We start from the raw sequence: 24,983 nt of genomic DNA on the forward strand, positions 1-24,983 counted from the left end.
GGTTCCCTGGCGGGTGGCCTGCGGAAGGGCCCGCATCGTCGTCGTCGTCCCCGGGAGCCGCCCGGTCCCGGAGAGTCAAGGAGAGACGACGACATGAGCTCGAACACCAGCCCCTTCCGCCGCCTCGCGGTGACGATCGCCATGGCCGGCGTCGCCGCGATCGGCACCGTTGCCCTCGCCCCGGCCGCCCTGGCCGACGACGCGGTCGTCACCGAGTCCGCTCCCGTCACCGAGTCCGCTCCCGAGCCCGCTCCGCTCACGGAGCCCGGCCCCGACGCGCTCCCCGCACCGGTCGCCCCGGCACCGTCCGGTCCCGTGACCCAGTCGGCTCCGGCCGTCCCGTCCGCTCCCGTGAACGAGGACGACGACGATGACGACGACGACGATGACGAGGTCGTCGTCGCTCCGACCCCGGTCCCGCCGCCGGTCGTCTACGACAAGGACGGCAAGCCGATCAAGGCCCCCACGGTCTGCACGGCGCAGGACCTCGAGAACGTGACCAAGAACGTCGCCGACGCCACCAAGAAGGTCGCCTCGCTGACCAAGGCGGCCACCGTTCTCCGCCAGTCCGCGGTGGTCCTGCGCGCGCAGGCCGCCAAGGCCAAGGGCATGTCCGCGAAGCTCATCATCGGGCTCGCCGACGCCGCCGACCGGGCCGCGGCCCTGCTGGACGCCGAGGGCGTCAAGCTCCTGGCGAAGGCCGGCCAGAAGAACTGCATCGAGGTCACCGCGCCCGGCGGTCGCTTCTGATCCCAGCACCACGCGCCGGACGGCGGTGTCCCTCTTGGGGCACCGCCGTCCGGCGTCTTGCTGTTCTTGCGGTTCTCTTGCGGATCCCTCCCGTGTGGCTTGCGGAACGACCTGCATCGTCGTTCCTGTCACCGGGATCGTCCCGGTCCCGGATAGTCAAGGAGAGACGACGACATGAGCTCGAACATCAGCACCTTCCGCCGCCTCGCGGTGACGATCGCCATGGCCGGCGTGGCTGCGTTCGGCACCGTGGCCATCGCCCCCGCCGCCCACGCCGCCGACGTCGTGTACGACAAGGACGGCAACCCGGTCTCGGCGCCCACGATCTGCACCGCCGAGGACCTGGCGGAGTACGCCCGGAAGCTCGCGGAGGCCACCGCGCAGGCTGCCGTCCTCGACAGCGCCGCGGCGAAGCTGCGCGCGGAGGCCGACGCGCTCTACGCCAAGGCGGCCAAGATCCCCGGCCAGGCCAAGGGCATCGTCAAGCAGGCCGAGAGGGCCGACGCCGCGGCCGCGGAGCTGGAGGCGCAGGCCCGCAAGCTGATCGAGAAGGCCAGCCAGAAGACCTGCATCGAGCAGCCCACGGGCGGCGGTCGCTTCTGAGCGCACCCCTACCACGCCGAAACGGCGGTGTCCCTCGGGGGGACACCGCCGTTCCGGCGTTCCGGAGGGATTCAGCCCTCGAGGGCGGCCTGGAAGGCGGCGAACTTCGCCTGGGTCTCCGCCAGCTCGGACGCCGGATCGGAGCCGGCGACGATGCCGCACCCGGCGAAGAGCCGCGCGCTGTGCTCGCCGAGCAGCTCCGCACAGCGCAGGGCCAGCCCGAACTCCCCGTCGCCCCGAGCGTCCAGCCAGCCCACCGGGCCCGCGTAGCGGCCCCGGTCCATGCCCTCGAGCTCGGCGATCGCCGCGGCGGCGTCCTTCGCGGGGGTGCCGCACACGGCTGCCGTCGGGTGCACGGCCCCGATCAGGTCGAGCAGCCCGGCCCGGCCGCGCAGCCCGCGAGTGTGCTGGGTCCCGGTGACGTCGGAGGCCAGGTGGCGGACGTTGGCGAGGGTCAGCAGCTCCGGCTCGGCCGGCGCCGTCAGGGTGCTGCAGAACGGCTCGAGCGCCCGCACGAGCGAGTCGACGGCCAGGGCGTGCTCGGCGCGGTCCTTCGCGGAGCCGATCAGGGCGGCGGCCAGGCGCTCGTCGTGGTCGCCGGCCCCGCGGGGCGCCGTGCCGGCCAGCACCCGCGCCGACAGCTCGCGGCCGGTGCGCCGCAGCAGCAGTTCGGGAGTTGCGCCGAGCAGCCCGTCGACGGCGAACGTCCAGCAGTCGGGGAAACGGTCGGCCAGACGGTGCAGCAGCCGGCGCGGATCCAGCGGGACGTCGGAGGACACGAGCAGGTCGCGGGCGAGCACCACCTTGGCCAGTTCGCCGGCGCCGATCCGCTCGACCGCGGTCGCCACCGACGCACACCAGCTGGCGGGGTCCAGCGCGCCGTCGGCGTAGCGCAGTCGCGCGCCCGGTGCGTCGTCCGGCGGGCGGGGCGGCGGCAGGAGGTCCGGCTCGACGTCGCCCACGGTGGTGACCCAGCGGCGGCCGTCGCGCCGGCCGACGACGACCTCGGGGACGACGAAGACCGACGTGCCCACCTCGGGGTCGAACGCGATGCTCGCGAACAGGACCGGCCCCGAACCGGGGACGTCGAGCTCGTCGTCCACGTCGAGCCCGGCCGTCCACTCCGCCCACCAGGCGGCCGCTTCCGCGAGGCCTCGGGGCCCCGACACCTCCAGCCGGGCGGCCTCGCCCCACCCGACGAGTCCCTCGCCGCGGCGCACCCAGGACAGCCCGCCCCGGGACGGGAGATGGCGGAGGAGGGCGCCGGGGGCGCTCGTTTCGATCGTCGTCACCGTGCGCCTCGGGGACGCGGCGGCCGCGTCCAGCGAGGTCAGGGCGCCCACGGTCACCTGCCCAGCGTAGGCAGCCTTGTAGCGTCCTCGCCGTGGGAGACCGGCGAGAGGACGGACACAGCAGCGGCGTGCGGGCGGGGCTGGACAAGCGGCCGGCCGACGTGGCGGCCATGTTCGACCGGGTCGCCCGCCGCTACGACCTGACCAACACGGTCCTCTCCGGGGGCCGCGACGCCGCCTGGCGCCGGGCGACCCGCGAGGCGCTGGGCGCACGCGCGGGAGACGTCGTCCTCGACGTCGCCGCCGGGACGGCGGTCTCGACCGTGGAGCTGGCGGCCGGCGGCGTGACCGCCGTCGCCTGCGACTTCTCCCTGGGCATGCTGCGCGCGGGTGCCGCCCGGCCGGTGCCCAAGGTGGCCGGGGACGCGATGGCCCTGCCGCTGGCCGACGAGAGCGTGGACGGCGTGGTCATCTCGTTCGGGCTGCGCAACGTGGCCGACCCCGACGCCGCGCTGCGGGAGTTCCGGCGGGTGACCAGGCCCGGCGGCACGCTGGTGATCTGCGAGTTCTCCTCGCCGACCTGGACCCCGTTCCGCACCGTCTACACCGAGTACCTGATGAAGGCGCTGCCCCGGATCGCCCGCGCGGTGAGCAGCAATCCCGAGGCGTACGTCTACCTCGCCGAGTCGATCCGGGCCTGGCCCGACCAGCCGGCGCTGGCCGCCCGCGTGCAGGACGCCGGCTGGACCGACGTGGCCTGGCAGAACCTCACCGGCGGCGTCGTGGCGCTGCACCGCGCCCGCCGCCCGTGACCGTCCTGCCGACCGGTGAGCCGCTGGTCGGACGGTTCGTGCGGCTGGACCTCCTCACCGAGGCCGACCTGCCGGAGCTCTTCCCACTGCTGGCCGACCCCGCCGTCTACGCGAGCGGCTACGTGGTGCACCGGCGGCCGACGTCGCTCGAGGACGGCGTGCAGCTCGCCCGGGAGCGGTTCCTGCGCGGCCAGGGGCAGGCCGACGGCGTCGGTGGCGGGCGGACCGCCTACGCGATCCGTCGGGTGGCCGACGGGACGCTGGTCGGCACGTCCTCGCTGCTGGAGGCGCACCTGGTCAACGAGTCGATCCACCTCGGCTCGACCCTGTACGGCTCGCAGTGGTGGGGCACGCGGGTGAACCCGGAGGCGAAGCTCCTGCTGCTCGCGCAGTGCTTCGACGACTGCGGCTACGGCCGGGTGAAGATCCAGACCGACGCACTGAACACCCGGTCCCAGGCGGCGATCGCGAAGCTCGGTGCCCGGCGCGAGGGCGTCCTCCGGCGGGACATGCGGCGGGAGGACGGCACGTTCCGCGACACGGTCGTGTTCAGCGTGCTGCGCGACGAATGGTCCGAGGTCAGAGCGGCTCTCGAGGCGCGGCTGAAGGATTAGCGTGGGGCCATGACGACCCCGCCACCGCCGCCCGGGCCCCCGTCGCCGGTTCCCTCGCCCACCGACCCGACGCCGCCACCGGTCCCCGCCCCGTACCCGACGCCCGGCCCCGCGGACCCCACGGCTCCGCCGCCGGCGCCGGGCCCCGAGCCGCTCTAGGACCTCCGTCTCCGACGTGTCCGCGCAGCGGTTCGCCGACCGCCAGGCCGCCGGCCGGGCCCTGGGGGAGCGGCTCGCGACCTCGCTGGCCGGCGGCTCGGGCGTCGTCGTCCTCGGGCTCCCGCGGGGTGGCGTGGTGGTCGCCGCAGAGGTGGCCGGGGCCCTCGGTGCGGCGCTCGACGTCCTGGTCGTGCGCAAGCTGGGCCTGCCGTGGCAGCCGGAACTCGCCATGGGTGCGATAGCCGCCGTCGGGGGCGCGGTGGAGACCGTCCGCGTCGACGCGGTCCTGCGGTCCGCCGCCGTCGACGACGAGACGTTCGAACGGGTGCGGGCACGCGAGCTGGCCGAGCTGCGCCGTCGCGAGGCGAGCTACCGCGGGGAACGCGCGGCCGCGGACGTGCAGGGCCGGGTGGTCGTGGTGGTGGACGACGGGCTGGCGACGGGCGCCACCATGCGCGCGGCGGTCGTCGCCCTGCGCCGGCAGCGGCCGGCACGGCTGGTGGCGGCCGTCCCGGTCGGATCGCCCTCGGCGCTCGCCGCCCTCCGGGACGACGTCGACGAGGTGGTCTGCCTCAGCGCTCCCCGCTCCTTCCGGGCGGTCGGCCAGGGTTACGCGGACTTCGCCGAGACCTCCGACGCGGAGGTCCGCGCGGCCCTCTCCTGAGGCCCTGCTGTTCCCTCGCTCACACGCAGGCCTAGACTCGGACCGAGAGACTTTGTGAACTTATTCACAAGCTCTGCTTCGACGTCCGGGAAGGGGGCGCCGACGTGTCGGCACCGGCGGGAGAGCGGCAGCAGGCCGACGTCGTCGTGGTCGGCGCCGGGCCCGCCGGCTCGTCCGCGGCGTGGTGGCTGGCGCAGGCCGGGGTCGATGTCGTCGTCCTCGAGAAGGCGGCCTTCCCCGCGAGAAGGTCTGCGGCGACGGGCTGACCCCGCGCGGCGTCAAGGCCCTGCTCGACGTGGGCATCGACCCCAGCGGCTGGGTCCGCCACAAGGGGCTGCGCGTCACCGGCGGCGGCCAGGTCGTGGAGGTGGACTGGCCGCGGCTGGACAGCTGGCCGGACTACAGCGTCGTGCGACCGCGCAGCGAGCTGGACGCGCTGCTCGCCGACCACGCGGTGGCGGCCGGCGCCCGGCTGCACACCGGGGTGACGGTCACCGACCCGCTGTTCGACGACGCGGGCCGGGTGGCCGGCGTGCGGACCGAGGCCGGGGCCGACCGGACCCCGGGCGAGTGGAGGGCGCCGTTGGTGGTCTCCGCCGAGGGGTTGTCGGGCCGGCTGGCCAAGTCGCTGGGGCTGGTCCGCGACGAGCACCGGCCGCTCGGCGTCGCCGTCCGCCGGTACGTCCGTACGCCCCGGGCGGCCGACCACTACCTCGACATCTCCTTCGACCTGTCGGCCGACGGGCCGACCGCGGCCTCGATGCCCGGGTACGGGTGGGTGTTCGGGATGGGCGACGGGACGGCGAACGTCGGCTTCGGCCTGCTCGACACCCGGCGTGCCGGCGACGCCGACCACCGGGAGACGCTGCGCCGCTGGCTCGCCACCTTCCCGGCCGAGGCGCAGCTGGACGAGGAGCACGCCGTCACCCCGCTGCGGGGGGCCGGTCTGCCCATGGCGCTGCACCGCCGGCCCGCCTACACCCGCGGCCTGCTGCTCACCGGCGACGCCGCGGGCACGGTCAACCCGTTCAACGGCGAGGGCATCAGCTACGCGATGGAGACCGGCCGCATGGCTGCCGAGACCGCAGCCGACGCCCTGGCGCAGCCGGAAGGTCCGCTGCGCGAGGCGGTGCTGCATCGGTATCCCGACCGGCTGCGCGCCGAGTACGGCCGGCACCACCGCCTGGGTGTCGGTTTCCTCGCCCTGCTGAGCCGGCCGGACGTCGTCCGCTTCGCGACGGCGCACGGTCTCAAGCGCCCCGTGCTGGTGAACGCGGCCCTGCGGCTGATGGGCAATCTCGGCGACGGGATGCGCGGCGACGCCGTCGACCGGGCCATCGCCGTCCTGACCCGGCTCGTACCGGCGGTGTGACCGTGGTCGACATCACACCGAGGACACGTGCCGACACGGAGCGTGAACCCCGGACGCCTGCCCGGACCGTGATCGTCCTCACCGTAGGGTGCCGCTGATGCTGTCGAACTACGTCCCGATCGTCGGGCTCTTCGCGCTGGCTGCCGGCTTCGCGTTGTTCTCGGTGACGCTGGCGCCCTTCGTGGGTCCGCGGCGCTACAACCGGGCCAAGCTCGACGCCTACGAGTGCGGGATCGAGCCGACCGACCAGCCGTTGACCGGCGGGCGCTTCCCGGTCAAGTACTACCTGACGGCGATGCTCTTCATCGTCTTCGACATCGAGATCGTCTTCCTCTACCCCTGGGCCGTCGCCAACGACGCGCTCGGGCTCTGGGGTCTGGTCGCGATGGTCGTCTTCATCGGCACGGTCTTCCTCGCCTTCGCCTACGAGTGGCGGCGCGGCGGGCTGGAGTGGGACTAGGGAGCCACGATGGGACTCGAGGAGAAGCTGCCCAGCGGGGTGCTGCTGACCAGCGTCGAGAAGCTGGTCAACTGGACGCGCAAGTCCTCCCTGTGGCCGGCGACGTTCGGCCTGGCCTGCTGCGCCATCGAGATGATGGCGTCGGGCGCCGGGCGCTACGACCTGGCCCGCTTCGGCATGGAGGTCTTCCGCGCCTCGCCGCGCCAGGCCGACCTGATGATCGTCGCGGGGCGGGTCAGCCAGAAGATGGCGCCGGTCCTGCGGCAGATCTACGACCAGATGCCCGAGCCGCGCTGGGTGCTGGCGATGGGCGTCTGCGCCAGCTCCGGAGGCATGTTCAACAACTACGCGATCGTCCAGGGCGTCGACCACATCGTGCCCGTGGACATGTACCTCCCCGGTTGCCCGCCGCGACCGGAGATGCTGATGGACGCGATCCTCAAGCTGCACCACAAGATCCAGCACGAGCCCCTCGGACCGAAGCGTGCGCGCGCCCTCGCGCGGGCCGAGGAGGACGGCACCGCGAAGGACCTCCACGTGGAGATGCCGTCGACGGTGCGCGTCGACAAGAAGGCCCGCCGTGCCTACGAGCAGGCGGCGGCCGAGGGGCGCGCCGGCCAGTTCGCCATCGAGCAGCGCGGCGGCAACGCGGTGCTGCTGCCGGAGGAGCGGCCGACCGGCCTCGGGAAGGCCTGGCGATGAGCAGCGCGACAGAGCCGGGAGTCCCAGCGATGAGCAGCGCGACAGAGCCGGGGGTCCAGCGATGAGCAACGACGGCGGCTCCAACGTCGTCCCGGGTCGTGAGGAGGCCGGGTACGACGACGCCACCGCGTCCTCGGGGGGCTTCCGCAAGGGCGCGTTCGGCGTCAGCGGCAGCGGTGACACCTCCGGCTTCGGCGGGCTGGTGCGGGTCGAGCCGGGTGGTGCGGTGGCGCTGCACTCCACCGACCGGCCCTACGGCGGCTACTTCGACGAGGTGACCGACGCGCTGATCGAGGCCGTCGGCGAGGCCACCTACACCGCCGCCGTGCAGCGGGTGCTCGTGGACCGCGGCGAGATCACCTACTTCGTCGCCCGCGAGCACCTGCTGACGCTGGTCCGGGCGCTGCGCGACGACGACGCGCTGCGCTTCGAGCTGCTCAGCAGCCTCTCGGGCGTCGACTACCTCGACAGTGGCGGCCCGGCGATCACGCCCGGCCGACCGCGCCTGCACGTCGTCTACCACCTGACCTCGATGACCTACCGCCGGCGCATCCGGCTGGAGGTCGCGGTCACCGCGGAGGACCCGCACGTGCCTTCGGTGGTCGCGGTCTACCCCACGGCGGACTGGCACGAGCGCGAGACCTGGGACATGTTCGGCGTCGTCTTCGACGGCCACCCGGCGCTCACCCGCATCCTCATGCCCGACGACTGGGACGGGCACCCGCAGCGCAAGGACTACCCGCTCGGCGGCGTCCCCGTCGAGTACCACGACGCGACCATCCCGCCGCCCGACACCCGGAGGGCGTACCGATGACCACGACCGATCCGTACGCCGGCTCCCGCGAGACGACCGAGGGCCGCGTCTACACCGTCACCGGCGGCGACTGGGACCTGACGTTCGCCGATCCGCACGGCGAGGAGCGCCTCGTCGTCAACATGGGGCCGCAGCACCCCTCGACGCACGGCGTCCTCCGCCTGGTCCTCGACCTGGAGGGCGAGACGGTCACCAAGGCCCGCGTGGTCATCGGCTACCTGCACACCGGCATCGAGAAGAACATCGAATACCGCAACTGGACGCAGGGCACGACGTTCGTGACCCGGATGGACTACCTGGCCCCGCTCTACAACGAGGCCGCGTACTGCATGGCCGTGGAGAAGCTGCTCGGCGTCGAGGTGCCGCAGCGTGCGCAGACCATCCGGCTCCTGGTCATGGAGCTCAACCGGATCTCCTCGCATCTGGTCGCGCTGGCGACCTTCGGCATGGAGATGGGCGCCCTCACCGGCATGACCAACGGCTTCCGCGAGCGGGAGATGGTGCTCGACCTGCTGGAGGAGATCACCGGCCTGCGGATGAACCACGCCTACATCCGCCCCGGCGGGCTGGCGCAGGACCTCCCCGAGGGCGCGGTCGAGCACATCCGCGAGTTCCTGACGATCATGCCCAAGCGGGTGGCCGACTTCCACCGGCTGCTCACCGGCCAGCCGATCTGGCAGCGGCGGCTCAAGGACGTCGGCTACCTCGACGTCACGGGGTGCATCGCCCTGGGCGTGACCGGCCCGATCCTGCGGGCGGCGGGACTGCCGTGGGACATGCGAAAGGTCGAGCCCTACCTCGGCTACGAGACCTACGACTTCGAGGTGCCGACCGCCGACACCGCCGATGCGTGGGGCCGGTACCTGGTCCGCATGGCCGAGGTGAACGAGTCGCTGAAGCTCATCGAGCAGGCCTGCGACCGGCTCGAGCCCGGCCCGGTCATGGTCGACGACCGCAAGATCGCCTGGCCGGCCCAGCTCTCGCTCGGCCCCGACGGCATGGGCAACTCCCTGGAGCACGTCGAGCACATCATGGGCCAGTCGATGGAGGCCCTGATCCACCACTTCAAGCTGGTCACCGAGGGCTTCCGGGTGCCGGCCGGCCAGGTGTACGTGCCGATCGAGTCGCCCCGCGGCGAGCTCGGCTACCACGTGGTCAGCGACGGCAGCACCCGCCCGTGGCGGGTCCACGTGCGCGACCCCGGATTCGTCAACCTGCAGGCCACGGCGGCGATGAGCGAGGGCGGCATGATCGCCGACGTCATCGCGGCCATCGCTTCCATCGACCCGGTGATGGGTGGAGTCGACCGATGAGCGCACTTCCCGGCTCGCCCGAGGCCGCGGCGACGACCGGTCTGGACGACAGCCCGGTGCAGCCGGCGCCGCTGGACCTGCCGCCGCTGACGGAGCAGACCCGGCTGGAGGCGCGCGAGATCATCGCCCGCTACCCGGTCGCCCGCTCGGCGCTGCTGCCGATGCTGCACCTGGTGCAGAGCTACCAGGGGTACGTCTCGCCCGAGGGCGTCGCCTTCTGCGCCGAGGAGCTGCGGCTGACCAAGGCCGAGGTCGGGGCGGTCGCGACGTTCTACACGATGTACAAGCGCCGCCCGACCGGTCGCCACCTTGTCAGCGTCTGCACCAACACGCTGTGCGCCGTCCTCGGTGGGCAGCGGATCTTCGACGCGCTGTCGGCCGACCTGGGCGTCCACCACGACGAGACGGCGCGGGACGGATCGGTCACCCTCGAGCACGCCGAGTGCCTCGCCGCGTGCGACTACGCCCCCGTGGTGACCGTCGACTACGAGTTCTACGACCAGCAGGACGTCGACAGCGCCCGCGAGCTGGTGGCCGCGCTGCGCCGCGGGGAGAAGCCGCTGCCCACCCGCGGCGCGCCGCTCACCGACTTCCGTGGCATCTCCCGGCAGCTGGCCGGGTTCTCCCAGCACGAGGATCCGTACGCGGCCCGGGAAGCAGTGGACCACTCCGGGAACTACGGCCCGACGCTGGTCGGCCTGCGCCTGGCCCAGGAGCGTGGGGAGACCGCCCCGGCGATGCGCCGTCCCTCGACCCCGCCGGCGGACGCGGAAGAACCGGCCGCCACCGTCGCGCCGACGGGCACGACCGGCGAGACGCCGGGCCGCGAGGCGGCCGACGCGCGGGTCGCCGCCGCCGACAACCCCGCCGAACGCGCCGGCGCCGCGGGATCGCACCCGGACGCCCCCGAGCCGGCCGGCCGGCGCCTGCCCGACGGCCGCGAAGGCACCGACACACCTGCAGGGACCGAGCCGGGCACCACCGGCCAAGGTCCGGGGAAGGCCTGATCCGCATGCCTCTCACTCCCGTGCTCACCACGCGCTGGGGAGCCGACCACTCGTGGCGGCTGTCCACCTACGAGTCGCTGGAGGGCTACTCGGCGCTGCGCAGTGCGCTGCGCATGGCGCCGGACGAGCTGGTCACCCTCGTCAAGGACTCCGGCCTCCGCGGTCGCGGCGGCGCCGGCTTCCCGACCGGCATGAAGTGGAGCTTCATCCCGCAGCCCAAGCCGGGGGAGACGCCGACGGGCCCGGCGGCCATGCCCAAGTACCTCGTGGTGAACGCCGACGAGGGCGAGCCGGGCACCTGCAAGGACCTGCCGCTGATGATGGCCGACCCCCACTCGCTGGTGGAGGGCGTCATCATCTCGGCGTACGCGATCCGCTCGCACTTCGCGGTCATCTACGTCCGCGGCGAGGCCGTGCACGCGCACCGCCGCCTGGTGACCGCCGTCGAGGAGGCCTACGCGGCCGGTTACCTCGGCAGCGACATCCTCGGCTCGGGCTACGACCTCGAGCTCGTCGTCCACGCCGGCGCGGGGGCCTACATCTGCGGCGAGGAGACGGCGCTGCTCGACTCGCTCGAGGGCTACCGCGGGCAGCCGCGGCTCAAGCCGCCGTTCCCCGCGGTCGCCGGCCTCTACGGCGCCCCGACGGTCATCAACAACGTCGAGACGCTGGCCAGCGTGCCGTTCATCGTCCGCGGCGGCGCCGACTGGTTCAAGGAGTTCGGCCCCGAGAAGTCGCCGGGCCCGAAGATCTACTCCCTGTCGGGGCGCGTCGTCCGGCCGGGCCAGTACGAGGCCCCCATGGGGACGACGATGCGCGAACTGCTGGAGATGGCCGGCGGCATCCGCCCCGGCCACGAGCTGAAGTTCTGGACGCCGGGCGGCTCGTCCACGCCCTACTTCACGCACCTGCACCTCGACGTCCCGCTGGACTTCGACTCGGTGGCCGCGGCCGGCTCGATGCTCGGCACGACGGCGCTGATGGTGTTCGACGAGACCGACTCGATCGTCGAGGCGACGCTGCGGTTCACCGAGTTCTACGCGCACGAGAGCTGCGGCAAGTGCACCCCCTGCCGCGAGGGCACGTACTGGCTGGTGCAGATCCTCGAACGGATCGCCCACGGCCGCGGCACCGCCCAGGACCTCGACGTCCTGATCGACACCTGCGACAACATCCTCGGCCGGTCGTTCTGCGCCCTGGGTGACGGCGCGACGAGCTGCATCACCAGCTCGCTGAAGTACTTCAAGGACGACTACGTCGCCCTGCTGCCGCCCGAGGAACAGGCCCGGCTCGGTCGCAGCCTCCGGATCGAGCCCGTGGGGGTGGCCTCATGACTCTGACCAATCCGACACCGGCGCCGGCGGTCCCGCCGGGCACGCCGGGTCCGCACACACCGCCCGACGCCGTCCACTGCACGATCGACGGCTTCGACGTGGCCGTGCCCAAGGGGACGCTGATCATCCGGGCGGCCGAGCAGATCGGCGTCTTCATCCCGCGGTTCTGCGACCACCCGCTGCTCGAGCCGGTCGGCGCCTGCCGGCAGTGCCTGGTCGAGGTCGAGGGGCAGCGCAAGCCGGTCGCCTCCTGCACGATGCCGGTCACCGAGGGCATGGCCGTGCGGACCCAGCTGACCAGCGACGTCGCGGACAAGGCGCAGCAGGGCACGATGGAGCTGCTGCTGATCAACCACCCGCTCGACTGCCCCACCTGCGACAAGGGCGGTGAGTGCCCGCTGCAGAACCAGGCGATGGGCCACGGCCGCACCGAGACCCGCTTCGTCGACGAGAAGCGCACCTACCCCAGCCGCTGCCCATCAGCAGCCAGGTCCTGCTCGACCGCGAGCGCTGCGTGCTCTGCGCCCGGTGCACCCGCTTCTCCCAGCAGGTCGCCGGCGACCCCTTCATCGAGCTGTTCGAGCGCGGGGCGCTGGAGCAGGTCGCCATCTACGAGGACGAGCCGTTCGAGTCCTACTTCTCCGGCAACACGACCCAGATCTGCCCCGTGGGTGCGCTGACCAGCGCGCAGTACCGGTTCCGCGCCCGCCCGTTCGACCTGCGCAGCGAGCCCAGCGTCTGCGAGCACTGCGCCTCGGGCTGCGCGATGCGCACCGACTACCGGCGCGGCAAGGTCACCCGCCGGCAGGCGGGTGACGACCCGGCGGTCAACGAGGAGTGGACCTGCGACAAGGGCCGCTACGCGTTCCGCTACGTCACCGCGAACGAGCGACTGACCACGCCGCTGGTCCGCGGCTCGGACGGCACCCTGCAGCCCGCGTCCTGGCCGGAGGCCTGGGCCGCCGCCGCGGCCGGCCTGCTCCGCGCGCGGGAGGACGGCGGCGTCGGCGTGCTCCCCGGTGGCCGCCTCACCGTCGAGGACGCCTACGCCTACGCCAAGTTCGCCCGCCTGGCGCTGCTCACCAACGACGTCGACGCCCGCGCGCGGGCGCACTCGGCGGAGGAGCTGGCGTTCCTGGGTGCGGCCGTGGCCGGCACCTCGCCCGCCGACGGGGCGGTCACCTACGACGACCTCGGCACCGCTCCGGCGGTGCTCCTCGCCGGCCTCGAGCCGGAGGAGGAGTCCCCGATCCTCTTCCTGCGGCTGCGGCGGGCGGTGCGCACGCAGGGACTCCCGGTCTTCGACCTCGCGCCCTTCGCCACCCGTGCGACCGAGAAGCTGCAGGCGACCGTCCTGACCACGCTGCCCGGTGCCGAGGCCCAGTCGCTGCACGCACTCGCTGAGGGCACCTGGGGCGGCCCCGCGGTCGAGGCGCTCCGGAAGCCGGGCGCGGTCGTGCTGGCGGGCGAGCGGCTGGCCGAGGCGCCGGGCGCCTTCTCCGCCGTCATGGCGCTCGCTCGCGCGACCGGCGCCCGTGTCGCCTGGGTCCCCCGCCGGGCCGGCGAACGGGGTGCGGTCGAGGCCGGTGCGCTGCCCACGCTGCTGCCCGGCGGCCGCGGCGTCGGCGACGCGACCGCCCGTGCCGAGGTGTCCGCGCTGTGGGGCGCGCAGGTGCCCGCGGCACCCGGGCGGGACCTGACCGGCATCCTCACCGCCGTCCGCGACGGCGAGCTGTCCGGCCTGCTGGTCGGAGGCGTGGACCCCGCCGACCTGCCCGACCCCGCCCTCGCCGAGGCGGCCCTGGCCGGCGCCGGGTTCGTGGTCAGCCTGGAGATGTTCCCGACCGTCGTCACCGAATGGGCCGACGTGGTCCTGCCGGTCGCCGCGGCGCCGGAGAAGGCGGGCAGCTACCTCGACTGGGAGGGTCGGGTCCGGTCCTTCGACGCGACGCTGCACGGCACGGGTCAGCTGCCCGACGGCCGCGTCCTGCAGGGGATCTCGGATGCCATGGCCGAGATGTCCGGTGGCACGGCCGACCTGCGCCTGCCCACCCCGCAGGCCGCGCGCGCCGAACTGGCCGCCCTCGGTGCGGTCCGCCGTCCCGGTGAAGGTGTCGGGCTCGACGTCCCGCCGCCGGCCGCGCCGGCCACCGACGGCCCCGGCGAACTCGCCGTCCTGGCGTCCTGGCGGCAGCTGCTCGACGTGGGCACCCTGCAGCGCGACGAGCCCGAGCTGGCCGGCACCGCCCGGCTGCCGCTGGCCCGGATCGGGCCGGACGCCGCCGCCCGGCTCGGTCTGGCCGACGGCGACCGCCTCACCGTCAGCGGCGCCACCGGCTCGGTCTCGCTGCCGGTGCAGGTCACGCCGATGCCCGACCACGTGGTCTGGCTGCCGATGAGGTCTCCGGGCAGCGAGGTGCGCACGGGCCTGGGCACCGGCCCCGGTGGCGTGGTCCGGCTGAGCACGGGGAGTGGGCTGTGAACCTGCTCGTGTCACCCGACCAGCCGACGCTGGAGGACTTCGGGAACGACGTCTGGTGGATCGTCCTGATCAAGATCGTGGGGATCTTCGTGATCCTCGTGCTCCTGACGCTGTTCGCGATCGTGTTCGAGCGCAAGGTCGTCGCGCGGATGCAGCAGCGGATCGGCCCGAACCGGGTCGGCTGGCGGGGCTACCTGCAGAGCCTCGCCGACGGGCTCAAGCTGGCGTTCAAGGAAGACATCATGCCGGCGCTGGCCGACAAGCCGGTCTACTTCCTCGCGCCGGTCATCGCGACCGTCCCGGCCTTCCTGGCCTTCTCGGTCATCCCGCTCGGGCCGACGGTCAGCATCTTCGGCGAGCGCACCCCGCTGCAGCTCACCGACGCACCCATCGGGGTGCTGATCATCCTGGCCTGCTCGGCGATGGGCATCTACGGCATCGTGCTCGGCGGCTGGGCCTCCGGCTCGACGTACCCGCTGCTGGGCAGCATGCGCAGCGCCGCCCAGATGATCAGCTACGAGATCGCCATGGGCCTGTCGATCGTGGCGGTCTTCCTCTACGCCGGCACCATGTCCACGTCGGAGATCGTCGCCGCCCAGGCCGACGGGAACCGGCTCGACTTCTTCGGCCTCGAGTTCACCGGCCCGAGCTGGTACGGGGTCCTGCTGCCCGTCTCGTTCGTGATCTACGCGATCGCGGTCGTCGGCGAGACCAACCGCGCACCCTTCGACCTGCCCGAGGCCGAGAGCGAGCTGGTCGGTGGCTTCCACACCGAGTACTCGTCGCTGAAGTTCGCGCTCTTCTTCCTCGCCGAGTACATCAACATGGTCACCGTCTCCGCGCTCGCGGCGACGCTGTTCCTGGGCGGCTGGCGGGCCCCCTGGCCCCTCTCGATCTGGGACGGCGCCAACTCCGGCTGGTGGCCGCTGCTCTGGTTCTTCCTCAAGGTCGTCGCCGCGCTGTTCGTCTTCATCTGGCTGCGCGGCACGTTGCCCCGGCTGCGCTACGACCAGTTCATGCGGTTCGGCTGGAAGGTGCTCGTCCCGGTCGCGCTGGTCTGGATCCTCATCGTCGCCACCATGCGGACGGTGTCCCGCGAGCTGGACCTGTCCACCGGCGAGGTCGCCCTGTACGTCGGCGTCCCGGCCGCGCTGCTCGTCCTGGCCGGCCTGCTCGTCGCCAGCCGGTCGGCCAACCGGGACACGCGGCTGATGGCCGAGGAGGCCTCGGCCGGCGCGGTGCACGCCGTGGACCCCGAGCCGGAGGTGCTGCCCCCGACCGGGCCGAGGCACCGGCCGACCGGCGGCCCGGTCCGCGCCGAGGGCGGCTTCCCGATCCCGCCGATGGACCTGAAGGTGCCGCCGTCGCCCCGGCTGCGGCGTTCGTCGGTGACCACCGACGGATCCGCAGTCGTGAGCACGGGACGGCGGGGCACGGCCACCGCCGAGGAGGAGCGAGATGCCTGAGAACACCCCCGCGCGTCGGTCGGGTGGGGAGGTCGAGCGGTCGACCGGAGGCGGTCGCAACCGCCCGGCGGTCCGCGACAGCCTGCTGCCCGCGCCGACGCAGGGCTTCGGGGTCACCTTCGCCCAGATCTTCCGCAAGGTGACGACCGAGCAGTACCCGTTCGAGCCCAAGGTGACCAAGCCCCGCTACCACGGCCGGCACGTGCTCAACCGGCACCCGGACGGCCTGGAGAAGTGCGTGGGGTGCGAGCTGTGCGCCTGGGCGTGCCCGGCCGACGCCATCTACGTCGAGGGCGGCGACAACACCGAGGACGCCCGCTTCTCGCCCGGTGAGCGGTACGGCCGCGTCTACCAGATCAACTACCTGCGCTGCATCTTCTGCGGCCTGTGCATCGAGGCCTGCCCGACCCGGTCCTTGACCATGAGCAACGACTTCGAGTTGGCCGACGACAACCGCCAGGACCTGATCTACACCAAGGAACAGCTGATGGCCCCGCTGCTGCCCGGCATGGAGCAGCCCCCGCACCCGATGCGGCTCGGGGACGACGAGAAGGACTACTACCTGCGCGCCGGTGACCGGGCATGACCGACCTGCAGGCCGCCGTCGACACCTCGGTGCGGCTCAGCGGCGCGGAGACCGTTGTCTTCTGGGTGCTCGGACCCGTCGCGCTCGCCGGCGCGCTGGGCATGGTCTTCAGCCGCAACGCCGTGCACTCGGCGCTGTGGCTGGTCAACACGATGCTCGCGCTCGGCGTCTTCTACGTCGTCCAGGAGGCGCCGTTCCTCGGCGCGGTGCAGATCATCGTCTACACCGGCGCGATCATGATCCTGTTCCTGTTCGTGCTGATGCTCGTCGGGCGCGACTCCTCTGACTCGGTCGTCGAGACCCTGCGGGGTCAGCGGGTCGCGGCCACGGTGCTCGGCGTCGGTTTCGCCGCGCTCGTGGGCGCCGGCATCGCGCGGGCCACCCAGGACCTCCCGGTCGTCGGCCTCGAGGCGGTGCAGGGCGGGCCGGGCGGGGCGTCGGCGGGCAACGTCGACGCGATCGCCGAACTGCTCTACACCCGCTACCTGCTCGCCTTCGAGGTCACCGGCCTGCTGCTGGTCGTGGCCGCCGTGGGGGCGCTGATCTACACCCAGATCGAGCGGACGCCCGGCACCCGGCGAGGCCAGAAGGAGCTGTCCCGCGCCCGCTTCCTCGGCGACCGCGCGGGCACCCTGTCCGGCCCCGGCGTCTACTCCCGGGGCCACTCGGTCGCCGTCCCGGCGATCCTGCCCGACGGCAGCCCTGCTCCCGAGAGCCTGCCCACCGGGATCGCACCGCAGCAGCCCGACCAGATGCCGCGGCCCACGGGCCGGGAGCAGTTCGGCTCGCCCGACGCCGCGCTCGGCACGCTCGACCCCGCGCCGCTGGACGACGGGAGGAGCGACCGATGACCCTCAGCTACTACCTGGTCCTCGCCGCCATCCTGTTCACGATCGGCGCCGTCGGCGTCCTCGTGCGGCGCAACGCCATCGTCGTCTTCATGTGCGTCGAGCTGATGCTCAACGCGGTGAACCTGACGCTGATCACCTTCGCCCGGTCGACCGGCACCGTCGACGGCCAGATCATCGCGCTCTTCGTGATGGTCGTCGCGGCCGCCGAGGTGGTCGTCGGGCTCGCGATCATCATGTCGATCTACCGGACCCGCCGGTCCGCCTCGATCGACGACGCCAACCTGCTGAAGTACTGACGGGGACCGGGGAATGGCTGAGGTTCTGCCCGCCGAGGGCCTGCTGGCGTCGTCCTGGCTGCTGATCGTCCTGCCGCTGGCCGGCGCGGCGATCCTGCTGCTCGGCGGCCGGCGCACCGACCGATGGGGTCACCTGCTCGGGACGGCGACCGTCGTGGCCGCCTTCGTGCTCGCGCTGGTCTACACGTTCGAGCTCGCGGGGCTGGAGGAGCGCACCGTCGGCGTCGACCTGTTCACCTTCATCTCCGCGGGCTCCCTCGACGTCTCGGCCGGCCTGCTCTACGACCCGCTGTCCGCGGCGTTCGTGCTGCTCATCACCGGCGTGGGCTCCCTGATCCACGTCTACTCGATCGGCTACATGGCGCACGACCCCGCGCGGCGACGGTTCTTCGCGTACCTGAACCTGTTCGTCGCGGCGATGCTGCTGCTCGTCCTCGGCAACAGCTTCGTGGCGCTCTACGTGGGCTGGGAGGGCGTCGGTCTGGCGTCCTACCTGCTCATCGCCTTCTGGTACACCCGTCCGGCCGCGGCCACGGCGGCCAAGAAGGCGTTCATCATGAACCGGGTCGGCGACGTCGGCCTGGCCCTGGCGATCTTCCTGATGTTCAGCCAGCTGGGGACGACGTCGTACGAGGGCGTGTTCGGCGCGGTCGGCACCCTGGCCGGCGGCACGGTCACCGCCCTCGGGCTGCTGCTCCTGCTGGGCGCCTGCGGCAAGTCCGGCCAGTTCCCCCTGCAGGCGTGGCTGCCCGACGCCATGGAGGGCCCGACCCCGGTCTCCGCGCTCATCCACGCCGCGACCATGGTCACCGCCGGCGTGTACCTCATCGCCCGCTGCGCCCCGATCTACGACGAGACGCCCACGGCGCGCACCGTCGTGCTCGCGGTCGGGGCGGTGACCCTGCTCATCGGCGCGATCGCCGGCTGCGCGTACGACGACATCAAGAAGGTGCTGGCCTACTCGACGGTCAGCCAGATCGGCTACATGTTCCTGGCCGTGGGCCTCGGCCCGGCCGGCTACGTCGCGGGCCTCGCGCACCTGTACGCGCACGGCTTCTTCAAGGCAGGGCTGTTCCTCGGCGCCGGCTCGGTCATGCACGCCATGGACGACTCGGTCGACATGCGCCGGTTCGGCGGGCTCTGGAAGAAGCTGCCGATCACCTTCGCCACCTTCGGGCTGGGCTACCTGGCGCTCATCGGCATCTTCCCGTTCGCCGGTGCCTTCACCAAGGACGCGATCATCGAGGCGGCCCTGGACCGGGACGACGTGTGGGGCTGGATCCTCGCCGGGGTCGCCGTGCTCGGTGCCGGGCTGACCGCCTTCTACATGACCCGGCTGATGCTCATGACCTTCTTCGGCCGGCCGCGGTGGGAGGAGGGCGTGCACCCGCACGAGTCGCCGTCGGTGATGACGCTGCCGATGATCGTGCTCGCCGTCGGCTCCGTCGCGTCCGGCTTCGCCCTCGTCTCGCTGTTCCCGCTGTCGGACTGGATGGCGCCGGTGTTCGGCGAGCCCGAGGAGGCCGAGCACGTCGTCGCTCCGCTGACCGTCCTGCTGATCGTCACCGCGGTGTCGCTGGTCGGCGTGCTCGCCGCCTGGCTGTTCGTCGGCCGCCGGGAGGTGCCGGTCGTCGCCCCGGCGCGGGTCTCCCCGGTCACGCGGGCCGCCCGCAACGCGCTCTACGCCGACACGATCAACGAGTCGCTGTTCATGCGCCCCGGCCAGTGGCTGACCCGGGCGCTGGTCTTCGTCGACAACCGCGGCGTCGACGGCGCGGTCAACGGCCTGGCCGCCTCGCTCGGCGGTTCGTCGTCCCGGCTGGGCCGCGCGCAGACCGGCTTCGTGCGCACCTACGCCCTCGGGATGCTCGGCGGCGCGGTCATCGTCGCGGGCGCGCTGCTGGCGGTGGCGGCGGGATGACTCGGACCTCTTCCGGAAAGGCCGCGACGTGAGTGACTTCCCGTTCCTGCTGGTGATGATCGCGGTGCCCGCGGTCGGCGCGGCGGTGGTCGCCGCCCTGCCGAAGGGGCGCGACCTCGTCGCCCGGCAGGTGGCGCTGGGCCTGAGCCTGGTCGTGCTGCTGCTCGCCGTCCTGGCGACCGTCGCCTTCGACACCGGCGGCGACCGGTTCCAGCTGACCACCTCGTTCTCGTGGATCCCCGACTTCGGCACCGAGTTCGCCCTGGGCGTCGACGGCATCGCGCTGGTGATGCTGCTGCTCATCGGCGTGCTGGTCCCCGTCGTGATCGGCGCCGCATGGCGCGACGAGTACCCGGGCCGCTCGACCAAGGCGTTCTTCGCCTGGCTGCTGCTGCTCGAGGCGATGATGGTCGGCGTCTTCGTCGCCACCGACGTCTTCCTCTTCTACGTCTTCTTCGAGGCGATGCTCGTCCCGATGTACTTCCTGATCGGGAGCTTCGGCGGTCCGCGCCGGCAGTACGCCGCGGTGAAGTTCTTCCTGTACAGCCTGGTCGGCGGGCTGGTCATGCTCGCCGCCGTCATCGGCCTGTACGTGGTGAGCAACAGCGAACTGGGCGAGGGCACGTTCGCGTTCGACGCGCTGCGCGAGATCGAGATCGACCCCGGCGTGCAGAAGCTGCTCTTCCTCGGCTTCTTCGTCGCGTTCGCGATCAAGGCCCCGCTGGTGCCGTTCCACACGTGGCTGCCCGATTCCGGTTCGGAGGCGCCGATCGGCGGGGCGGTGCTGCTGGTCGGCGTCCTCGACAAGGTGGGCACGTTCGGCTTCCTGCGCTACTGCCTGCCGCTCTTCCCCGACGCGTCGCGGTTCTTCGCGCCGTTCGTGCTGGTCCTCGCCGTCGTCGGCATCCTCTACGCCGCGCTGCTGGCCATGGGGCAGAGCGACATGAAGCGGCTGGTCTCCTACACCTCGATCTCGCACTTCGGGTTCATCGCCCTGGGCATCTTCGCGTTCACCACGGAGGCCGCGACCGGGGCGGTGCTGTACATGGTCAACCACGGCATCGCGACCGGCCTGCTGTTCCTGATCGTCGGCATGCTCATCGCCCGCGGCGGGTCGCGGCTCATCGGCGACTACGGCGGCGTCGCCGCGAAGGCCCCGCTGCTGGCCGGTGCGTTCCTCGTGGCCGGTCTGGCCTCGCTGGCCCTGCCCGGGACCAACAGCTTCGTCAGCGAGTTCCTGGTGCTGATCGGGTCGTTCCCGTCGCAGCCGGTGTTCACGATCCTGGCGACGATCGGCATCATCCTGGCCGCGCTCTACATCCTGCTGATGTACCAGCGGACCATGCACGGCCCGCCCCGCGGCGTCCTGCTGCAGGAGGCGCCGGAGCACCCCCTCCCGGCGGGCGGCGGGGCCACCGCGCTCGCGACCGCGCCGGCGCGGCCCGCACTCCGGGTGCTCGACCTCGACCGTCGCGAGCTGGCGGTGGTCACTCCGCTGATCGCCCTGATCATCGTGTTCGGGGTCTATCCGCAACCCCTGCTGGACCTGATCGAGCCCGCCGTCGCCGCCACCATGAGCGACATCGGCGCCGGCGCTGCCGTCGAACCGGGTTCCGGAGGGACCGACTGATGATCGACACCCCAGACATCTCCTTCGCGGCGCTGGCCCCGCTGCTGTTCGTGCTGGGTGCCGCCTGCGTGGGCGTGCTCGTCGAGGCCTTCTGGCCGCGCGAGTCACGGCATCCGGTGCAGGTGGCGGTTGCCCTCGTGGGCACCGTCGGCGGCTTCGTCGCCACGCTGCTATTGGCCGGCCGGCACGAGGTCACCGCGGTCGGGGCGCTCGCCGTCGACGGCGCCGGTCTGTTCCTGCAGGCGACCATCGCCGGCCTCGGCGCACTGTCGATCCTCCTGTTCGCCGAGCGCGCGCTCGACCCGGCCCGGTCGGCGTTCGTCACGTCGGCCGCCGTCCCCGCGGGCAGCCCGCGTGACCGGGAGCTCATGACGTCGACTCGGGTGCAGACCGAGGTCTACCCGCTGGCCACCTTCGCCATCGGCGGCATGATGCTGTTCGTCACCGCCAACGACCTGCTCGTCATGTTCGTGGCACTGGAGGTGCTCAGCCTGCCGCTCTACCTGATCAGCGGCATGGCGCGACGGCGGCGGCTGCTCTCGCAGGAGGCGGCGGTCAAGTACTTCCTCCTCGGGGCGTTCGCCTCGGCGTTCTTCCTCTACGGGCTGGCCCTGGTCTACGGCGCCACCGGCAGCGTGCGGCTGCGCGACATCCGCGAGGCGGCGGTCACCGGCGGCAGCGACGTCCTGCTCGTCCTGGGCCTGGCGCTGCTGATCGTCGGACTGCTGTTCAAGGCCAGCGTCGCGCCGTTCCACACCTGGACGCCGGACGTCTACCAGGGCGCTCCGACACCGGTCACCGCATTCATGGCGGCCTGCACCAAGGTGGCCGCGTTCGGCGCGATCCTGCGTCTGCTGTACGTGGGTTTCGGCACGGCCGAGTGGACGTGGCGGCCGCTCATCTACGGCGTGGCCATCGCCTCGATGGTCATCGGGGCGATCCTGGGCCTGACCCAGACCGACCTCAAGCGGATGCTGGCCTACTCCTCGATCGCGCACGCCGGCTTCCTCCTCACCGGCGTCATCGGTCTCGGTGCGGCGGGGGAGGGCTACGGCCTGCCGGCCACGCTGTTCTACCTGCTCACCTACGGGCTGACCACGATCGGTGCGTTCGCGCTGCTCACCCTCATCCGGGACGGCGACGGCGAGGCGACGCACCTGTCGCAGTGGGCGGGCCTGGCGTCGCGCTCGCCACTCGTGGCGGCGGTCATGACCCTGTTCCTGCTCGCGCTCGCGGGGATCCCGCTGACCGCCGGGTTCACCGGCAAGTTCGCCGTCTTCCGCGCAGCCATCGAGGACGGTGCCTGGCCGCTGGTCCTCGTGGCGCTGCTGGCCAGCGCGGTGGCCGCGTTCTTCTACCTCCGGGTCATCGTGCTCATGTACTTCTCGCCGCCGGCACCTGACGGGCCGACCGTCGGGGTGCCCGGTCTGCCCACGACCCTGGTGCTCGCGGTGACGGCCACGGCCACCCTGGCGCTGGGCATCGTGCCCGGGGCGGTGCTCGACCTCGCGGAGTCGGCGGCTAGATTCGTCGGTTGATGACCGGAGCCCGTGCCGAAGCCGACGGCACTCCCACCCAGGCGGGGCCCTCGGCAACGCCCGCGGAATGGCACCGGATCTCGACCCCGGCGTCCTCCATCGGGTCGTGGCTGCCCGAGGGCGCGCTCGGGGCCGAGCTGGCCGACGGCCTCGCCCGCGTCGAGAAGGCGCTGAGCAGCGCGGTCGGCAGCGAGCACGCCTTCATCCGGGAGGCCGCCGGTCACCTTATGGCCGCCGGGGGCAAGCGCTTCCGGCCGGTGCTGACGCTGCTCGCCGCGCAGCTCGGTGATCCCCGCGCGCCGGGCGTGGTCGAGGCCGCCGTGGTCTGCGAGCTGACCCATCTCGCCACGCTCTACCACGACGACGTCATGGACGAGGCGGTCGTGCGGCGCGGTGCTCCCAGCGCGAACAGCCGGTGGTCCAACAGCATCGCGATCCTCACCGGCGACCTCCTGTTCGCCCGCGCCTCCGAGATCCTCGCCGACCTCGGCCCCGAGGCCGTCCGCATCCAGGCGCAGACCTTCGAGCGGCTGGTCACCGGGCAGATCCGCGAGACCGTCGGCGCGCAGCCCGGCGACGACCCGGTCGACCACTACCTCGAGGTGCTGGCGGACAAGACCGGGTCGCTGGTCGCCACCTCGGCCCGCTTCGGGGCGAGCTTCGCCGGCGCGGACGAGGCCCTGGTGCGGGCGCTGACCGCGTTCGGCGAGGAGGTCGGCGTCGCCTTCCAGCTCTCCGACGACCTCCTCGACATCGTCAGCCAGGACGGCGCCTCGGGGAAGGCGCCGGGAACGGACCTGCGGGAGGGCATCGCCACGCTGCCGGCGCTCTTCGCGCTCGCCGGGGACGACCCCGCCGACGCCCGCCTGCGGGAGCTGGTGTCCCGGCCGGTGACCGACGACGCCGAGCACGCAGAGGGGCTGGCCCTGCTGCGCTCCTCGCGCGCGTTGGCCCGGGCCAGCGACGTCCTCACCTCGTACGCCGATCGTGCGCGCGCGCACCTGACCGCGGTTCCGCCGGGTGACGTGCGGAACGCGCTGTCGGCGCTGTGCGACTACGTGGTCACCCGCACCAGCTGAAGAGAAGGACCCCCATGCCCCCCACCGCTCGCAGGCTCGCCCCGAGCGTGCGAGGGGTGAGAGGGGCGAGGTCCTTCTGCTGCATGGCGGCCGTGTTGGTGCTGCTGGGCGGGTGCACGAACGACCCGCAGCCGGCCGCGCCGTCGGCCTCCGCGACAGGTGGGACGCGGCCACCGCCGACCTCGCCGGCGGCTCCGGAGACCGCTCCCGCCCTCGACGTCACGGTGGTTGCGGAAGGCCTCGACCACCCGTGGGACGTCGCCCAGGCACCCGACGGGACGCTGCTGGTCGACGAGCGGCCCGGCGGACTGACCGCCGTTCTGCCCGACGGCTCGGTGCAGGAGGTGCGGGCCGACTTCGGGGACCTGTTCGCCGTCGGCGAGACCGGCCTCATGGGGCTGGTCATGGATCCCGGGTTCGACGGCAACCGGCGGTTCTACACCTGCCAGGGCGTGCGGGATGGTGACGGCGCGTCCATCGCCGTCGTGGCGTGGACGGCGGCTCGCGACTGGAACTCCGCCGAACGGGTGGCCGACCCGCTCATCGGCGGGATCCCGGTGAACGAGCGGTCCGGCCGGCACGGTGGCTGCCGGCTCCGTTTCGACACCCAGGGCAACCTCCTGATCGGCACGGGGGACAACGCGGTCGGCACCCATCCCCAGGACCCGCGGTCGTGGGCCGGCAAGGTGCTGCTCGCCGATCCCGCGACCGGTGAGGTGGCCGTCTGGACCCTCGGGCACCGGAACGTGCAGGGGCTGGCCGTGCGGCCGGGCAGTGGGCAGGTGTTCTCGGCCGAGCACGGCCCGGACCGGGACGACGAGGTGAACCTGCTGCGGCCGCGCGGCAACTACGGCTGGGATCCCGACGGCGGCGGGGGCTACGACGAGAGCGTGCCGATGACCGACCCGGCGATCGCGGGGGCGATCCCGGCGGTGTGGTCGTCGGGCGACTCCACGATCGCCGTGAGCGGGGCTACCTTCCTCGACGGCGAGCAGTGGGGGGCCTACGACGGCCTGCTGCTCGTGGGGGTCCTCAAGGACCAGGGCGTGCTGGCGCTGCGGCTCGACGACGCCGGTGCCCTGCAGGAGGAGTTCCGGCTGCCCGAGCTGGAGGGGGCGTACGGGCGCATCCGGAGCGTCCTGCAGGGGACCGACGGCGCCCTCTACGTGACGACCGACAACGGCGGCGACGAGGACCGGCTGCTGCGGGTCACCCCGCGGCGCTGAGCCGCTGGCTCG

General features: G+C 72.8%; 24 protein-coding genes and 1 pseudogene. 24 read left to right on the forward strand and 1 reads right to left on the reverse strand.

Going from position 1 to position 24,983, the window contains the following annotated elements:
* The first annotated feature begins 93 nt into the window (after positions 1-93).
* On the forward strand, positions 94-750 hold the full coding sequence (locus MVA48_RS18740; RefSeq protein WP_246982431.1) for a hypothetical protein: 657 nt from the start codon (positions 94-96) through the stop codon (positions 748-750).
* Between the two features lie 174 nt (positions 751-924).
* Positions 925-1,353: a hypothetical protein gene (locus MVA48_RS18745; protein WP_246982432.1), complete on the forward strand. Its 429-nt coding sequence runs from the start codon at positions 925-927 to the stop codon at positions 1,351-1,353.
* Between the two features lie 71 nt (positions 1,354-1,424).
* Here MVA48_RS18745 and MVA48_RS18750 read toward each other — a convergent pair whose 3' ends face one another.
* Positions 1,425-2,702 (reverse strand): isochorismate synthase, encoded by a 1,278-nt coding sequence (locus tag MVA48_RS18750; protein ID WP_246982433.1) that lies wholly within the window; start codon positions 2,700-2,702, stop codon positions 1,425-1,427.
* Between the two features lie 35 nt (positions 2,703-2,737).
* Between MVA48_RS18750 and MVA48_RS18755 the strand changes: the two genes are divergently transcribed.
* The 22 genes and pseudogenes from MVA48_RS18755 (at position 2,738) to MVA48_RS18860 (ending at position 24,971) form a co-directional block, all read left to right on the forward strand.
* Positions 2,738-3,457, forward strand: a complete 720-nt coding sequence (locus MVA48_RS18755) for a demethylmenaquinone methyltransferase (RefSeq protein WP_246982434.1) — start codon at positions 2,738-2,740, stop codon at positions 3,455-3,457.
* Positions 3,454-4,071: a GNAT family N-acetyltransferase gene (locus tag MVA48_RS18760; protein ID WP_246982435.1), complete on the forward strand. Its 618-nt coding sequence runs from the start codon at positions 3,454-3,456 to the stop codon at positions 4,069-4,071. Before MVA48_RS18755 ends, MVA48_RS18760 begins: the two co-directional genes overlap by 4 nt.
* Positions 4,072-4,246: 175 nt before the next feature.
* Positions 4,247-4,894: a phosphoribosyltransferase gene (locus MVA48_RS18765; protein WP_246982436.1), complete on the forward strand. Its 648-nt coding sequence runs from the start codon at positions 4,247-4,249 to the stop codon at positions 4,892-4,894.
* A 104-nt stretch (positions 4,895-4,998) separates the two neighbouring features.
* Positions 4,999-5,160: an FAD-dependent oxidoreductase gene (locus tag MVA48_RS18770; protein ID WP_246982438.1), complete on the forward strand. Its 162-nt coding sequence runs from the start codon at positions 4,999-5,001 to the stop codon at positions 5,158-5,160.
* Positions 5,161-5,180: 20 nt separating this feature from the next.
* Positions 5,181-6,266 (forward strand): FAD-dependent monooxygenase, encoded by a 1,086-nt coding sequence (locus MVA48_RS18775; protein ID WP_246989294.1) that lies wholly within the window; start codon positions 5,181-5,183, stop codon positions 6,264-6,266.
* A 97-nt stretch (positions 6,267-6,363) separates the two neighbouring features.
* Positions 6,364-6,726, forward strand: a complete 363-nt coding sequence (locus MVA48_RS18780) for an NADH-quinone oxidoreductase subunit A (RefSeq protein WP_441300191.1) — start codon at positions 6,364-6,366, stop codon at positions 6,724-6,726.
* Positions 6,727-6,735: 9 nt separating this feature from the next.
* The gene (locus MVA48_RS18785) at positions 6,736-7,428 is read left to right on the forward strand and encodes a NuoB/complex I 20 kDa subunit family protein (RefSeq protein WP_441300192.1); all 693 of its coding nucleotides are present in this window, start codon (positions 6,736-6,738) and stop codon (positions 7,426-7,428) included.
* A gap of 61 nt (positions 7,429-7,489) precedes the next feature.
* Positions 7,490-8,242 carry an NADH-quinone oxidoreductase subunit C gene (locus tag MVA48_RS18790; RefSeq protein WP_246982440.1) on the forward strand — a complete coding sequence of 251 codons (753 nt, stop codon included), beginning with the start codon at positions 7,490-7,492 and terminating at the stop codon, positions 8,240-8,242.
* The gene (locus MVA48_RS18795; protein WP_246982442.1) at positions 8,239-9,555 is read left to right on the forward strand and encodes an NADH-quinone oxidoreductase subunit D; all 1,317 of its coding nucleotides are present in this window, start codon (positions 8,239-8,241) and stop codon (positions 9,553-9,555) included. The genes MVA48_RS18790 and MVA48_RS18795 overlap by 4 nt, the downstream gene beginning before the upstream one ends.
* Entirely contained in the window at positions 9,552-10,562 is a 1,011-nt protein-coding gene (gene nuoE / locus MVA48_RS18800) for an NADH-quinone oxidoreductase subunit NuoE (RefSeq protein ID WP_246982444.1), read from the forward strand. Before MVA48_RS18795 ends, nuoE begins: the two co-directional genes overlap by 4 nt.
* Positions 10,563-10,567: 5 nt before the next feature.
* A complete protein-coding gene (nuoF, locus tag MVA48_RS18805) occupies positions 10,568-11,896 on the forward strand; it encodes an NADH-quinone oxidoreductase subunit NuoF (RefSeq protein WP_246982446.1) in 1,329 nt (442 codons plus the stop codon).
* A pseudogene (locus tag MVA48_RS18810) lies at positions 11,893-12,282 on the forward strand (2Fe-2S iron-sulfur cluster-binding protein); the annotation flags it as partial. The gene nuoF and the pseudogene MVA48_RS18810, both read left to right, overlap by 4 nt.
* A gap of 128 nt (positions 12,283-12,410) precedes the next feature.
* Positions 12,411-14,378: an NADH-quinone oxidoreductase subunit G gene (locus MVA48_RS18815; RefSeq protein ID WP_246982448.1), complete on the forward strand. Its 1,968-nt coding sequence runs from the start codon at positions 12,411-12,413 to the stop codon at positions 14,376-14,378.
* The gene (gene nuoH, locus MVA48_RS18820) at positions 14,375-15,844 is read left to right on the forward strand and encodes an NADH-quinone oxidoreductase subunit NuoH (RefSeq protein WP_246982451.1); all 1,470 of its coding nucleotides are present in this window, start codon (positions 14,375-14,377) and stop codon (positions 15,842-15,844) included. The genes MVA48_RS18815 and nuoH overlap by 4 nt, the downstream gene beginning before the upstream one ends.
* The gene (gene nuoI, locus MVA48_RS18825; protein WP_246982454.1) at positions 15,837-16,430 is read left to right on the forward strand and encodes an NADH-quinone oxidoreductase subunit NuoI; all 594 of its coding nucleotides are present in this window, start codon (positions 15,837-15,839) and stop codon (positions 16,428-16,430) included. The genes nuoH and nuoI overlap by 8 nt, the downstream gene beginning before the upstream one ends.
* On the forward strand, positions 16,427-17,281 hold the full coding sequence (locus MVA48_RS18830; protein WP_246982455.1) for an NADH-quinone oxidoreductase subunit J: 855 nt from the start codon (positions 16,427-16,429) through the stop codon (positions 17,279-17,281). Before nuoI ends, MVA48_RS18830 begins: the two co-directional genes overlap by 4 nt.
* Positions 17,278-17,577: an NADH-quinone oxidoreductase subunit NuoK gene (gene nuoK, locus MVA48_RS18835; protein ID WP_246982456.1), complete on the forward strand. Its 300-nt coding sequence runs from the start codon at positions 17,278-17,280 to the stop codon at positions 17,575-17,577. Before MVA48_RS18830 ends, nuoK begins: the two co-directional genes overlap by 4 nt.
* A 13-nt stretch (positions 17,578-17,590) precedes the next feature.
* On the forward strand, positions 17,591-19,498 hold the full coding sequence (gene nuoL / locus MVA48_RS18840) for an NADH-quinone oxidoreductase subunit L (RefSeq protein ID WP_246982457.1): 1,908 nt from the start codon (positions 17,591-17,593) through the stop codon (positions 19,496-19,498).
* 28 nt (positions 19,499-19,526) lie between these two features.
* A complete protein-coding gene (locus MVA48_RS18845; RefSeq protein WP_246982458.1) occupies positions 19,527-21,128 on the forward strand; it encodes an NADH-quinone oxidoreductase subunit M in 1,602 nt (533 codons plus the stop codon).
* Positions 21,128-22,666, forward strand: coding sequence for an NADH-quinone oxidoreductase subunit NuoN (gene nuoN / locus MVA48_RS18850; RefSeq protein ID WP_246982459.1), 1,539 nt, complete (start codon positions 21,128-21,130; stop codon positions 22,664-22,666). The genes MVA48_RS18845 and nuoN overlap by 1 nt, the downstream gene beginning before the upstream one ends.
* Positions 22,666-23,745, forward strand: coding sequence for a polyprenyl synthetase family protein (locus tag MVA48_RS18855; protein WP_246982460.1), 1,080 nt, complete (start codon positions 22,666-22,668; stop codon positions 23,743-23,745). Before nuoN ends, MVA48_RS18855 begins: the two co-directional genes overlap by 1 nt.
* 83 nt (positions 23,746-23,828) lie before the next feature.
* Entirely contained in the window at positions 23,829-24,971 is a 1,143-nt protein-coding gene (locus MVA48_RS18860) for a PQQ-dependent sugar dehydrogenase (RefSeq protein WP_246982462.1), read from the forward strand.
* Positions 24,972-24,983 lie beyond the last annotated feature (12 nt).

Source organism: Blastococcus sp. PRF04-17 (genome assembly GCF_023016265.1).
GTDB lineage: Bacteria > Actinomycetota > Actinomycetes > Mycobacteriales > Geodermatophilaceae > Blastococcus_B.

Bases quoted from the DNA above. Each gene is read 5' to 3' on its own strand.
- MVA48_RS18740 (WP_246982431.1), top strand. From the start codon at position 94: ATGAGCTCGAACACCAGCCCCTTCCGCCGCCTCGCGGTGACGATCGCC.
- MVA48_RS18745 (WP_246982432.1), top strand. From the start codon at position 925: ATGAGCTCGAACATCAGCACCTTCCGCCGCCTCGCGGTGACGATCGCC.
- MVA48_RS18780 (WP_441300191.1), top strand. From the start codon at position 6,364: ATGCTGTCGAACTACGTCCCGATCGTCGGGCTCTTCGCGCTGGCTGCC.
- MVA48_RS18785 (WP_441300192.1), top strand. From the start codon at position 6,736: ATGGGACTCGAGGAGAAGCTGCCCAGCGGGGTGCTGCTGACCAGCGTC.
- MVA48_RS18790 (WP_246982440.1), top strand. From the start codon at position 7,490: ATGAGCAACGACGGCGGCTCCAACGTCGTCCCGGGTCGTGAGGAGGCC.
- MVA48_RS18795 (WP_246982442.1), top strand. From the start codon at position 8,239: ATGACCACGACCGATCCGTACGCCGGCTCCCGCGAGACGACCGAGGGC.
- nuoE (WP_246982444.1), top strand. From the start codon at position 9,552: ATGAGCGCACTTCCCGGCTCGCCCGAGGCCGCGGCGACGACCGGTCTG.
- nuoF (WP_246982446.1), top strand. From the start codon at position 10,568: ATGCCTCTCACTCCCGTGCTCACCACGCGCTGGGGAGCCGACCACTCG.
- nuoI (WP_246982454.1), top strand. From the start codon at position 15,837: ATGCCTGAGAACACCCCCGCGCGTCGGTCGGGTGGGGAGGTCGAGCGG.
- MVA48_RS18830 (WP_246982455.1), top strand. From the start codon at position 16,427: ATGACCGACCTGCAGGCCGCCGTCGACACCTCGGTGCGGCTCAGCGGC.
- nuoK (WP_246982456.1), top strand. From the start codon at position 17,278: ATGACCCTCAGCTACTACCTGGTCCTCGCCGCCATCCTGTTCACGATC.
- nuoL (WP_246982457.1), top strand. From the start codon at position 17,591: ATGGCTGAGGTTCTGCCCGCCGAGGGCCTGCTGGCGTCGTCCTGGCTG.
- nuoN (WP_246982459.1), top strand. From the start codon at position 21,128: ATGATCGACACCCCAGACATCTCCTTCGCGGCGCTGGCCCCGCTGCTG.
- MVA48_RS18855 (WP_246982460.1), top strand. From the start codon at position 22,666: ATGACCGGAGCCCGTGCCGAAGCCGACGGCACTCCCACCCAGGCGGGG.
- MVA48_RS18860 (WP_246982462.1), top strand. From the start codon at position 23,829: ATGGCGGCCGTGTTGGTGCTGCTGGGCGGGTGCACGAACGACCCGCAG.